The organism is Chryseobacterium sp. GW823-FHT05E08, assembly GCF_058795655.1.
Genome location: NZ_JBXAHY010000004.1, coordinates 191,942 through 204,873, shown reverse-complemented (window position 1 = coordinate 204,873; position 12,932 = coordinate 191,942). Strand labels below are relative to the sequence as shown.

Sequence of the window (12,932 nt, the reverse complement as noted above, 5' to 3'; positions counted from 1 at the left end):
TATAAAAGCAATTATTACACTTTTTCTACTTGCATAAAACTTAACTCCATTGGAGTTTTTCTTCCGAAGATCAATACAGAAACTTCGATTTTCTTTTTATCTTCAAGAATTTTCTCAACTGTTCCATTGAATCCGTTGAAAGGTCCGTCAATTACTTTAACGTTTTCACCTACAATATAAGGAATTTCAACATCGCTTGCAAATTCTGAAAGCTCATCCATTCTGCCTAACATTCTGTTAACCTCAGATTTTCTCATTGGAACAGGATCTCCTCCTTTCGTTAAACTTAAGAAAGAAATAACTCCGGGAATGTTCTTAATAGCGTGAGGAATTTCACCCATTAGATCAGCTTCAACCATCAAGTACCCAGGATAATAAGGTTTCTCTTTAGGAACTTTTTTTCCGTTTCTAATTTGAATAACCTTTTCCATAGGAATAACCACTTGAGTAACGTACTGCTCAAACCCTAAACGTTTGATTTCTGTCTCAATATAGTTTTTCACTTTATTTTCCTGTCCGCTGATTGCTTTCAGCACATACCATTTCAATTCGCTCATTATGGGAAAATACTTTTTTAGTTGAACACGTTAATTAGCATTCCTATTATGTTGCTAATTGATTTAGAAAACAATTCGTCAACCCCAAAGGTAAATAATGCCAAGATTACTGTTGCAATAGTTACGACAATTGTAGACGACTGCAAGTCAGACCATTTTGGCCATTCAACTTTATGTCTGAATTCGATATAAGAACCTTTTAAAAAATCGATAAATGAACTCATAATTTATATTTGCACGGGCACAAGGATTCGAACCCTGATCAACGGTTTTGGAGACCGGTATCCTACCATTGGACGATGCCCGTAGATAAAAAGCTTCCGAGAGTTTCCTTTCGGAAGCTTTATTTATTTTAAGATGATTAGTCTAAGATTTCAGTAACCTGACCTGAACCAACTGTTCTACCTCCTTCTCTGATCGCAAATCTAAGACCTACGTTAAGAGCGATTGGCTGTAACAATTCTACAGTGATCTCTAAGTTATCACCAGGCATTACCATTTCTACTCCTTCTGGTAAGAAGATCTCACCTGTAACGTCAGTAGTTCTTACGTAGAACTGAGGACGGTACTTGTTGTGGAATGGAGTGTGACGTCCACCTTCTTCCTTAGAAAGGATATAAACAGAAGCTTTGAATTTTTTGTGTGGTTTAACAGAATCTTTCTTAGCGATTACCATACCTCTCTTGATGTCAGTTTTTTCAATACCTCTCAACAATAGACCTACGTTATCTCCAGCTTCACCTCTGTCTAGGATTTTTCTGAACATTTCAACTCCTGTAATAGTAGAAGTTAATTTTTCTTCACCCATACCGATGATATCAACAGGATCACCTGTATTGATAATACCAGCTTCGATTCTACCAGTTGCAACAGTACCTCTACCTGTAATAGAGAATACGTCTTCGATTGGCATCAAGAATGGCTTATCAGTATCTCTTGGTGGTTGCTCGATCCAAGTATCAACAGCATTCATTAATTCTTCAACACTTTTAAACCACTTGTCTTCTGTGTTAACAGGAGTAGCAGTAGCTGCAGTAAGTGCTCCTAGTGCAGAACCTTGAATTACTGGAGAGTTATCTCCGTCGAAATCGTAAGTAGACAATAAGTCTCTAAGTTCCATTTCAACAAGCTCTAACAATTCTGGATCATCTACCATGTCAACTTTGTTCATGAAAACAACGATTCTAGGTACATTTACCTGACGACAAAGCAAGATGTGCTCTCTAGTTTGAGGCATTGGTCCGTCAGTTGCAGCACATACTACGATTGCACCGTCCATCTGAGCAGCACCAGTTACCATGTTCTTTACATAATCCGCGTGACCTGGACAGTCAACGTGAGCGTAATGTCTATTTTCAGTTTCGTACTCGATGTGAGCCGTATTGATAGTAATACCTCTTTCTTTTTCTTCTGGAGCAGAGTCAATAGCAGAGAAATCTTTTTTCTCAGCAAGACCTTTGCTCGCTAATACAGCAGAAATTGCTGCAGTAAGTGTAGTTTTACCATGGTCAACGTGACCAATAGTACCAATGTTCAAGTGTGGTTTGTTACGATTAAACGTTTCCTTTGCCATGATGTAAAATTATTTATTTATTGTTTATTCAAATTTTCGGTGTGCAAATATAATGAATTTTTAAATATCAAAACCTTTTTATTTAAAAAAATTTAAACATTCAAATTCAAAGAATTACAAACCCTATATTTCTATGTATTGAGACTGCAAATTTACACAAATTTCTCGATTGAAAAAATCCTAACAACCGATTTCTAAGAAATCTGAAGTATCTGGCTAATTCTGAATAATTTATGAGAAGTTAAAAAATCATAACGTTAAAATTTTATCGTAAAAAAACCATATTAAATCTTTTCTCGTAGATAATATAAACCCATAAAAATTAATATTATGAAAAAACTAATACACCTTTGTCTGGCTCTATTTACTGTCACGACAATATTTTCATGTGACGATTCTGATGATAATATGATGATGGCCGAAGAAAATGTAAAAGGACCGGATGTCATGGTTTACGGATTAACAGGTACAAATGAACTTGTTGCTTTTAATTCTAACAATCCTAAAATGTTCACTTCCAAAACAGCTGTGGCGGGAATTGTTGCTGGAGAAAAATTATTAAGTATAGATTTCAGACCTGCAACAGGCGAATTATATGCATTATCAAATGCAAGCAAATTATACATTATTAATACTTCTAATGCATCAGCAAGAGTGGTGAGCTCAACAGCATTTAGTCCTGCAATTTCAGGGCCTATTGCTTCGATTGATTTTAACCCGACCGTTGACCGTATCCGTTTGGTGAGCAGTACAGGACAAAATCTGCGTCTGCATCCGGAAACAGGAGCACTTGCTGCTTCAGATACCAATATCAGCGGATCTGGCTCTCCATCAATTACGGGAGTTGCTTATACCAACAGTAAAGCCGGCGCTTCTTCTACCGTTTTATATGATATTGATGTTACGTCAGGGAAATTATTTAAACAAGATCCTCCCAACAACGGAACATTGGTAGAAGTGGGAAGTTTGGGAACTACGTTTACAGGACAGGCTGCTTTCGATATTAAATATGATAACAGCGTTGCTTTATTAGCTTTAAATAACAACCTTCATTTATTAGACTTAAACAACGGGAAAACCACCAATATAGGAGTATTGCAACAACCTATCATTGATCTTGCGATCCCAACAGAAGCAGTGGCCTATGCTATTGACAATACTAATAATCTTCAAATATTTAATCCTAACAGTCCGATGCCGGTTTCAAAAGCGGTTGCAGGATTACAAAGTGGAGAAAATATTTTAGGAATTGATTTCCGTCCTCTGAACGGACAATTATATGCATTAGGAAGCTCAAGCAGAATTTACACTATTAATTTAGGAACAGGCGCTGCAACAGCAGTTGGAAGTTCTCCTTTTGCCACTTTACTTGCAGGAACTGATTTTGGATTTGATTTTAATCCATTAGTAGATAAGATACGAGTAGTAAGCAACACAGGACAAAATCTTCGTTTAGATCCGGTTACCGGAGGAATTACAGCAGTAGATACAGCAATTAATCCTGTTGGAGCAATGATAAGTGCAGCTGCTTACACTAATAATTTTGCAGGAGCAACCGCTACTACCCTATTTGTTATTGATCATAATACGGATAAATTATATCAACAAAACCCTCCAAACAACGGAACTTTAGTTGAAACAGGTGCTTTAGGAATTAATATTACGAGTGCTAACGGTTTTGATATCGGAAGTATGAGTCAGAAAGCTTATTTAATGGCTTCAGTAGGTTCATCAACAAAAATCTATTCGGTGAATACAACAACAGGAGCTGCAACTTCAGTTTCTGATTACCCAAATGCTGTAAAAGCTTTTGCAGTTGGGCTAGGATTTTAAATTCATAACAAATTATTTTGATACTAAGAAGCGCGGAAAACAAAGTTTTCCGCGCTTCAATTAATATATATAATGATAGAAGAATTAAATCTGTTCCGATTTTTTTGTTCTGTTGAAAATCCAGAAAATAATCGGGAATATCAATAATGTAAGTACTGTTGCGGTTATTAATCCTCCAATAATTACGATGGCTAAAGGTTTTTGAGATTCTGAACCAATTCCTGTAGACAATGCAGCAGGTAAAAGTCCGATCGATGCCATTAACGCAGTCATAATTACAGGTCTTGTTCTGGATTTTACTCCACTAAATATGGCTGTATCTAAATTTAATCCGTTCTTGACGTTCTGATGAAATTCCGAAATCAAAATAACCCCGTTTTGAATACAGATTCCCAAAAGAGCAATCATCCCAACTCCGGCTGAAATTCCGAAATTCATTCTTGTAACGTGAAGCGCGATAATTCCGCCAATCAATGCAAAAGGAACATTCGCCAATACCAGAAGAGAATCTTTCATGTTTCCAAAAAGGATAAATAAAAGGAAGAAAATCATCACAATACTTACAGGAACAACCTGTGCGAGTCTGTGTGAAGCTCTTTGTTGATTTTCAAACTGACCAGTCCAACCTACAGAATATCCGTCTGGAAGTTCAATATTGGCTACTTTTTTCTGAGCATCTGCAATCGTACTTCCTAAATCTCGATCACGAATCGAGAATTTTACTCCGATATAACGTTTAATATCATCTCTGTAAATAAATGCGGCTCCATTATCTTTAACAATATTACTGATCTCTTTTAAAGGAATTTTTGCTCCATCCTGCGTAGGAACCATCAATGCAGCGATGTCATTTTCATCTTTTCTGTATTCCTGAGAATAACGAAGTCTTATCGGGAATTTTCTTTCGCCATCAAACATTTCTGATGCCGTTTTTCCTCCAAAAGCCATTTCCAGGACAGCTTGTGCGTCGGCTGGCATTACTCCGTAAGCGGCCATTTTATCTCTATCAAGTACAACACTTACTTCGGGCTGACCGATATTTTTAATAATTCCGGGATCTTTTACGCCGTCAACATCTTTGATTTGTTTTAAAACCTCATCAGCCAATCGATCCAATGTCTGTAAATTATCTCCGTAAATTTTAATTCCATTTTCGGCTTTAAAACCGGCAACTGCTTCTGCAACGTTATCAGAAATGGGTTGAGAATAATTAAAAGTGATTCCCTGATAATTTCTCAATTTTTTGTCGATTCCTTCAATTAATTCTTCATAACTGATGTTTCGTTTCCATTCTTCTTTAGGTTTTAAGTTGACAGCAAATTGTACAAAACCAAATCCGTTGGGGTCTGTTCCGTCGTTACTTCTACCCGTCTGCGCCAGAACATCCGTCACTTCCGGGAAGCTCATAATGTCTTTCTTTAAAAGATCGGCTGTTTTCAATGACTCTTTTAATGATGAACTCATCGGCATTTCTGCAGTGATCCACAATGAACCTTCATTTAACTGAGGCAAAAATTCTGTTCCTAAAAATTTTCCTGAGAATAGAGTCACCGCCAAAAATGAAATGGCAACAATTAAACTCATTTTTTTATGTTTAAATGTAAAACTGAAACCTTTTAAAACAATTCTATCCCAGAAATTAACGAAAGGATTATTCTTTTCTCTAACATTTTTATTTAATAGAATATGTGAAAGTACAGGAACTAAAGTCAGGGTAAAAATCAAAGCTCCAATTAATGCAAAACCTAATGTAAAGGCTAGCGGTGAGAACATTTTACCTTCCACTTTCTGGAATGAGAAGATGGGAATTAATGAAGTAATGATAATTAATTTTGAAAAGAAAATTGCTTTTCCTAAGCCTGTCCCGGTTTGTTTGATCCAGCCTGCTTTTGCCATTTTATTGAACTTTTCAGGACCGTATTTTTTTGCTTTATGGTCGAGCATTACAAAGATTCCTTCCACCATGACTACGGCTCCGTCAATGATGATTCCAAAGTCAACGGCTCCCAGCGAAAGTAAGTTGGCACTCATTCCCGCCAGTTTTAAACATAAAAATGCAAACAATAAGGATAAAGGAATGATGATGGAAACAATTAAAGTAGTTCTCCAATCTGCCATGAAAATTAAAACGATTACTGTTACCAGTACAATCCCTTCCAATAAGTTGTGCATTACGGTCTCAGTGGTAAAATCCATCAAATTATCACGGTCGTAGAAAGTGACCATTTTTACATCTTTTGGAAGAATTTTTTCGTTTAATTCTTTAATTTTAGCTTTAACTCCAACCAAAACTTCGCGCGGATTCTCGCCTTTTCTCATCACGACAATTCCTTCAACGGTGTCTTCGTGATTATTTAATCCGGCCTGTCCTACTCTAGGCATTGAACTTTCATGAACTTCAGCTACATTTTTAACTAAAACAGGGTTTCCGCTGTCATTTTGGATGGTAATATTTCCGATATCGGCAACAGATTTTACCAATCCGATTCCTCTTACAACATAGGCTTGTCCGTTTTTTTCGATAACATCACCTCCGACATTTAAATTGCTTCGGGTAACTGCATCATAGACCTGAGACGGTGTCAGATTGTATTTATCCAACGCTCTCGGATCAATACTTAGTTCAAAGACTTTATCCTGACCTCCAAAAACATTGATATCCGCAACTCCGGGAACGCCTCTCAACGCACGGTCGATCACCCAGTTTTGTAAGGTTAATAATTCTCTTGAATCTTTCGTTTTACTCTCCAATGTATATCGGAAAATCTCTCCGGTTGGCCCGTAGGGTGGCTGAACTTCTGGATCTACCTCATCAGGAAGGCTGATTGTTCTTAATTGGTTATTGACCTGATTTCTGGCAAAAGTATCATCCACCCCATCATCAAACAGAATTTTAACAATGGAAAGCCCAAACATCGTTGTACTCCTCACACTTGTCTTCTTCTGAACCGGGCTCATCGCCAACTCGATAGGCGTTGTGACGAAGCGTTCTACCTCTTCTGCACTTCGACCATTCCATTGGGTGATGATTACAATTTGGGTATTTGTAACGTCTGGGAAAGCTTCAATCGGCATATTTTTGAAACTTATAAATCCCGAAATCGCTAAAATAGCAACCCAAATAAAGGTAAATGCTTTATTTTTTAATGAAAAAGCAATTATATTTTTTATGAATTTATTCATGATAGATTTATTGTGACCTAAAAAAGTCGTTGAAAGAAATTTTGGTTTTTCTTTTTATTTTTAACGCAAGGTTCGCAAAGTTTTTTCAACAATTGTTCTGTATATTTTCGTTCGCAAGGGCGTTTCACTCAGCAAAGATGTATTATCTTATTTTTAAGATCTATTTTTTTAACCATTAAGGGTTGTTATTTAAGGAGTTAAGAGTTATTAAGTAATTCGCAAGCGAATTGGATAAGATTCAATGTTTAAAAATATCTTTAGATATTTTTCTTAATTAAACTTAACCTCTTAACTCTACATAATTATAATTCTTAATGTTTCAAATTAAAACTCAAAATAAATTTTAATTATTCAAAGAGCGGTAAATCAATAATTGGTTATTGGTAATTACTTCTTCACCCTCAGACAAGCCCTCGGAAATATAGGTAACGTCGCCAACCTGTTTTAAAACTTTTACTTCTTTCACTTTTAAATCCGTTCTGGATTTATAGATCACCACAAAACTTCTGTTATCATCAAAAATTACCGCTTTGGAAGGAACTGTAAGCGCCATACTGTTTTCTGAACTTGAAATTTTTATGGTTGCTTTACTTTCAGGAATCAGTAATCCGTTGGCGTTATCCAAAACAACTCTTGCCTGCATTGTATTGGTCTGAGGATCTATAATTTTGAATATTTTATCGATTTTTCCGTCAAAAATTTTATCGGGATAAGATAATGTAGAGACCTGAGCCGGCATACCAAGGTTGATTTTATCAATATCAGATTCATTAACATTCATGATTGCCCAAACATTGGTTGTATTGGCAACATCGAAAATATTTTCGCTTCTGTCGCTTCTCAACTGCATATCTTTATTGATATTTTTTTGAACAATATATCCGCTAATTGGCGCAGTTACACTGTAAAGATTTCCTTTTTTAACATTATAAACTGTACTTACGGCATTTGATCTCTGCATTTGATCCTGTGCTTTTTGAAGCTGACTTTTTGCTTCCAGAACTTCTCTTTCGGTCGTCAGCTTTCCTTCATACATTTCTTTTGCAACGCGAAGGTTATTTTGAGCAACAACTAAATCAGTCTTTGCATCGCTGACATCTTTCTGAACATCCGCCAATTCTGTACTTCTGATGGTTGCCAGTACCTGTCCTTTTCTCACATAATCTCCCAATTCAACATTTACGCTCATAACATTTCCTCCAACTAAAGGATAAACGTCGATGTAACTATTCTTGTCTGCAGATATTTTTCCGTAAAAACTGTAGTTATCTTCTATGTATTTTTTCTCAACTTTTGCTAAAGAAATAGATTTCAGCATGGTGTTGCTCAGTTCAAATCCTTTTTTGGCCTGTGGTGTTTTTTCTTCCTCTTTTTTAGAACAAGATAACAGTGAAAAAGCCACAAATACAGCAATTATATATTTTTTCATTTTAATAGAAGATTTTCGTTTGTACTAATTGATTCAATTGTTCTGCGGATTGTATGATCTCGTTTTTCATATCGTAGATCTGAAGCGCGGTCTGTCTGTAGCTTTCCATGAAATCTGTGAATTCTATGAGACTTACATTTCCGTTTCTAAAGTTTTTTAGCATTCCGTTGTAGACAAGCTCGAGATTATTGAGGTCCGTTGTTTTGATTTCTGCCAATTGGTCATATTGACCTTTCCAGGTTTTATAAGCAGACTGAACTTTAGTTTCAAGATTTAATTTCTGATATTCTGCATTTTTCTGATTTTGCTTAATTGCATAATTTGCTTTCTCTATATTTCCCTGATTGCTTTTCCACAAAGGCAAAGGAATTCCGACCATCAGATTAACTTCATTTCTAAAAGTTCCGCTGTTTTGATCCCACTGCGCTCCGACATTTAAATCAGGTACATTTAAGGATTTTTGCCATTGAGAATAGAGTTTGCTATTGTCGATCAGTTTTAAATTATATAGATAATCTGCATTATTTTCTACCGCTTTTCGCTTTAGTTCAGCTTCATCCCCGAAAGGTTGGGCAGCTAAAGCTTCTTTAGCTTCCGATTCCGAAAGTTGTGGTTCGATATCTTCCGTGACTCCGGTTAAGACTTTTAGATTTTGTTCAAATTCAAGAATATTTTTATTGATCCCGATCTTATCATTATTTAATTGAATAACGATGCTCTGCAATCTCACCTCATCTTTTAATGATACATTTCCTTTTGCCGACTGTACTTTATAAGCACTCAGCAAATCATTCATATATCCTAATTGCTTATTGGTATTCTCTAGTTTTAATTGTTCATAGTAGAGATTGTAGTAGGTTGTGTGAAGTTGCGTTTTCAACTCGACCAACAATTGAGAAAACTGAAGTTGGGCAAGCTCTTTATTAGATTTTGCAAAAGCAATTTCGTTTTTCTTTTTACCGCCCATGTAGATCAACTGGGTTACTTCTGCGCCTTTTGCCTTACTAACATTAAAGGCTCTTTTATCTTCAGGATTGTAAGCATTGATGTATCCGCTTAGTTGTGGAAGTTCCCAGATTTTGGCCTGCAAAATATCTGCGTCGGCCATGTTGATGCTGTATTGTTCGGCGAGCAGCTGAAGATTATTCGTCTGAAAAGCATTTTCACAATCCAGAAGAGACATTTGCTGTTGTGCCGTCATTAGGGAAGAAATGACCACAAACAGCCCTGCAATTTTGTTCATTCTCTCAGTTTTCATGCCACAAAAATGCCCTTGCTCGATTAAAACGACCTTAAAGGAGCCTTAAAAAAAAATTAAATTTGGTTTTAAGGGATGACTTTTCACAATGAATTATGAAAGAATTGATGGAAAATATTCTTTGTTTTTGAAAGATTTAGACTAAAAATTATTTCATCTAAATTAAAAACGTAGTTATTAGTAAATGTCAAAGTAAGATCCTTCGACTGGCTCAGGATGACATCGCTAATACTAACATTTTTTTAGTGTTTAAATAAAAACTATTTTTTGAAAATTACACTGAATTGATTTGTCTTTTCAGAAGGTGCAGAATAAAGAATTTCGGCGCCGTGGTATTCAACAATTCTTTTTACGATACGAAGTCCGAGGCCGGAACCGGAAATATTTTGAGAATTATTTCCTCTCATAAAAGCTTCGAATAGCTTTGCGCGATCCTGTTCCTCGATAATATTTCCACTCGAAACTACATCAACCGTAAGATCAGAATTGGTTTCAGTAATTAAAACATCCACTTCCATATTGTCGGAATAGACCGCTGCATTTTTAAACAAATTGATAAATACAATATCTAATAAAGATTGAATTCCGGGAATGGTAAGAAGTGCATTTTCGGAAGTATTTTCAGAAATTAAAAAATCCATTTTAAGGTTGGGATAGCTTTTTTCTACCGCTTCATAGGATTCAAATATAACTTCATCAATCCTTACTTCTTCATACAAAGTCTGAATATTTTCTTTATCGAATTTAGTTAAAATCAACAATGAATTTGTAAGATCCGACAGCTGGTAAACATCTTTTTGGATCTGTTTTAAAGAAGACAGCGTTTCGGGAGAATGCTGTTGTAGTTTAATTAAATTTTCCAGCTGAAAAGCCATTCTGGTAATCGGCGTTCTGATTTCATGCGAAGCACTTGCAGTAAAATCTCTCTGAGACTGAAAAACATCATCCAACCTTGCAATCATCGTATTAAATGACTTTGCGAGAATGCTTATTTCGTCATTTGATGGCTGAACGGGAATCTGTGTCGTTAATTTATGTGCCGTAACCTCCGAAATCTCTTTATTAAGGTCTTCCAACGGACGAAGAAACTGCCCCATAAAATAATAACTAAAAAAGCCGATGAGCAAAGTACTCATCACATAAGCCGCGATCAAAAGGTATTTCAGATATTCCAGTTTTGATTTTCCGTTGGTATCGAAAGCACTTGTAAGAATATAATAATTTTCACCATTAATACTTTTCAACGCTGCATATATTTCAGGCTGCGTTTTTTCGGTGTAAATAGTTTTTCTCTGATCTAATTCTTTCAGTAAGGCATTGTCCCAAGTGACATTTCTATCTTTTATCGTGCTGTAGATCAACTCTTTTTGGCCGTTAAAGATCAGAATTGTTTCATTTAAAAGAATATTATCCGAGTTTTCATTAAAAAAGACAGGCGCTTCTTCTTCAAAATCTTTAGACTTTGAAATAAAATGCGAAGTAAACTCTAATCTCTGCCTGAATCTTTCCTTGAATTCATCTCTCCTGAAATCATTAAAAGACATATAAATCACCACCATCACAATACCAAAAAGTAATGAAAAAGCAATGCTGAGATTGAGGGCGATCTTTCTTTTTAAAGACATTTACAGTGAACTTAGATAATATCCGAATCCGGAACGTGTATGAATTAATTTAACTTTAAAATCTTTATCAATTTTCTTTCTTAAAAAATTAATATAAACCTCTACCGTGTTTGTATTTGTATTGAAATTATGTTCCCAAACATTTTCTGTGATCTGTTGCTTGGAAACCGTTCTTCCCTGCGCTTCTGCCAGATAAGCTAATAATTGAAATTCTTTTAAGGTAAGTGCAATTTCATTTCCGGCGCGGAAAACTTTCTGTTCGGTTTTATTGATAATTAAATCATCTATTCTAATAATATCCTGATCTATATTATCTGAAGGTGTTTTTCTTCTCAATAAAGAATTCATACGAAGAAGCAATTCCTCAAACTGAAAAGGTTTTACTAAATAATCATCTGCAAGCCTCGTAAACGCATCTTTTTTATCGGAAAGATCTCCGTAAGCAGAAATGATGATAATCGGGGTATTTTTATCGAAAGAACGAATCGTCTGACAAACATCCAGTCCGTTTATCTTCGGAACATTGATATCCAACAGATACAGATCATATGTATTGTTTTTGATCTGACGGAGAAAAGTTTCGCCATCATAAATTTTATCACACGTAAAATTGTTTGATTCTAAAAACTTACAAAGTTCTGCAGAGAGAATAAGGTCGTCTTCCAATAAAAGAATATTCATCAATATATATTTTACACGAATTTAACGAAAATTTTTATGATATTGAAGTGGCAGCAGAGATTGGGAAATACTTTAATTAAATTTTAAGGTTGGGCATTTGGATTGAAAGCTTCAATATTTTTTTGACGCAAGGTTCGCTAAGTTTTTTTGAATTTAAATATTGTTGATTTTTCGTTCGCAAGGGCGTTTCACTCAATGAAGGTAAAATGGATATATTTTAATGTGAAAATAATGTAATAAGTTTTGGTTAAAACCAAATTGGAAGATTTTAATTTGTTAAACGGGCTAAAGCCCATTCCTATTGATAGAACTTCATGTGTAAATAGCTTTATTATAATTTGATTTGAACCATTAAGAATATTGAAGGAGTTAAGTTTAATTAAGATTAAAATCAGTTTGATTTTTTTTAAGCAAAATATTTGAAGACTTAAGCGAAGCAAAACTTAATATTCTTAATAACTTAATTAAATCTTAATGGTAAAAAAATAGAATGCTTTATCATAATTTTCTTCAATAATAATAATATTACTTCATTTAAATTATATGAGTTATAGAAAAGTTTTAAGCAAAAAAAATCCCGAAGCGAATTCGGGATGTAACGAGAGCCAACTACGGGACTTGAACCCGTGACCTCTTCCTTACCAAGGAAGCACTCTACCGCTGAGCTAAGTCGGCCTTAAACAAAAAAATCACGCTAAAGATAGAGTGATTTTTTTTGAGCGAAAGACGAGGGTCGAACTCGCGACATTCAGCTTGGAAGGCTGACGCTCTACCAACTGAGCTACTTTCGCAA

At 35.3% G+C, this 12,932-nt stretch carries 9 protein-coding genes and 3 tRNA genes; 1 reads left to right on the top strand and 11 read right to left on the bottom strand.

All coding sequences use genetic code 11. The annotated features are described in order from the left end of the window. Nucleotides 1-14: 14 nt before the first annotated feature. The 4 genes from nusG to tuf all read right to left on the bottom strand — a co-directional run bounded on the left by nusG (nucleotide 15) and on the right by tuf (nucleotide 2,130). A complete protein-coding gene (nusG, locus tag AC1Q7L_RS15095) occupies nucleotides 15-557 on the bottom strand; it encodes a transcription termination/antitermination protein NusG (protein ID WP_066754960.1) in 543 nt (180 codons plus the stop codon). A gap of 17 nt (nucleotides 558-574) precedes the next feature. Next, nucleotides 575-781 carry a preprotein translocase subunit SecE gene (gene secE, locus AC1Q7L_RS15090; RefSeq protein WP_072412212.1) on the bottom strand — a complete coding sequence of 69 codons (207 nt, stop codon included), beginning with the start codon at nucleotides 779-781 and terminating at the stop codon, nucleotides 575-577. A 12-nt stretch (nucleotides 782-793) separates the two neighbouring features. Then, nucleotides 794-864, bottom strand: a tRNA-Trp gene (locus tag AC1Q7L_RS15085). A gap of 54 nt (nucleotides 865-918) precedes the next feature. Continuing rightward, nucleotides 919-2,130, bottom strand: a complete 1,212-nt coding sequence (gene tuf, locus AC1Q7L_RS15080) for an elongation factor Tu (protein ID WP_410693158.1) — start codon at nucleotides 2,128-2,130, stop codon at nucleotides 919-921. A 330-nt stretch (nucleotides 2,131-2,460) separates the two neighbouring features. On the opposite strand from tuf, the gene AC1Q7L_RS15075 reads away from it, so the two are divergent. Next, a complete protein-coding gene (locus tag AC1Q7L_RS15075; RefSeq protein WP_492306897.1) occupies nucleotides 2,461-3,963 on the top strand; it encodes a DUF4394 domain-containing protein in 1,503 nt (500 codons plus the stop codon). An 84-nt stretch (nucleotides 3,964-4,047) separates the two neighbouring features. Here AC1Q7L_RS15075 and AC1Q7L_RS15070 read toward each other — a convergent pair whose 3' ends face one another. The 7 genes from AC1Q7L_RS15070 to AC1Q7L_RS15040 all read right to left on the bottom strand — a co-directional run bounded on the left by AC1Q7L_RS15070 (nucleotide 4,048) and on the right by AC1Q7L_RS15040 (nucleotide 12,930). Next, complete coding sequence (locus AC1Q7L_RS15070) at nucleotides 4,048-7,146, bottom strand: efflux RND transporter permease subunit (RefSeq protein WP_492306898.1); 3,099 nt, start codon at nucleotides 7,144-7,146, stop codon at nucleotides 4,048-4,050. Between the two features lie 343 nt (nucleotides 7,147-7,489). Continuing rightward, nucleotides 7,490-8,575 (bottom strand): efflux RND transporter periplasmic adaptor subunit, encoded by a 1,086-nt coding sequence (locus tag AC1Q7L_RS15065; protein ID WP_492306899.1) that lies wholly within the window; start codon nucleotides 8,573-8,575, stop codon nucleotides 7,490-7,492. 1 nt (nucleotide 8,576) lies between these two features. Beyond that, the gene (locus AC1Q7L_RS15060) at nucleotides 8,577-9,818 is read right to left on the bottom strand and encodes a TolC family protein (protein ID WP_492306900.1); all 1,242 of its coding nucleotides are present in this window, start codon (nucleotides 9,816-9,818) and stop codon (nucleotides 8,577-8,579) included. 275 nt (nucleotides 9,819-10,093) lie between these two features. Further along, complete coding sequence (locus AC1Q7L_RS15055; RefSeq protein ID WP_492306901.1) at nucleotides 10,094-11,458, bottom strand: ATP-binding protein; 1,365 nt, start codon at nucleotides 11,456-11,458, stop codon at nucleotides 10,094-10,096. Then, nucleotides 11,459-12,139 (bottom strand): response regulator transcription factor, encoded by a 681-nt coding sequence (locus AC1Q7L_RS15050; RefSeq protein WP_410693166.1) that lies wholly within the window; start codon nucleotides 12,137-12,139, stop codon nucleotides 11,459-11,461. It abuts the gene before it with no gap. 603 nt (nucleotides 12,140-12,742) lie between these two features. Further along, a tRNA-Thr gene (locus AC1Q7L_RS15045) sits at nucleotides 12,743-12,814 on the bottom strand. 43 nt (nucleotides 12,815-12,857) lie between these two features. Next, a tRNA-Gly gene (locus AC1Q7L_RS15040) sits at nucleotides 12,858-12,930 on the bottom strand. Nucleotides 12,931-12,932: the final 2 nt, after the last annotated feature.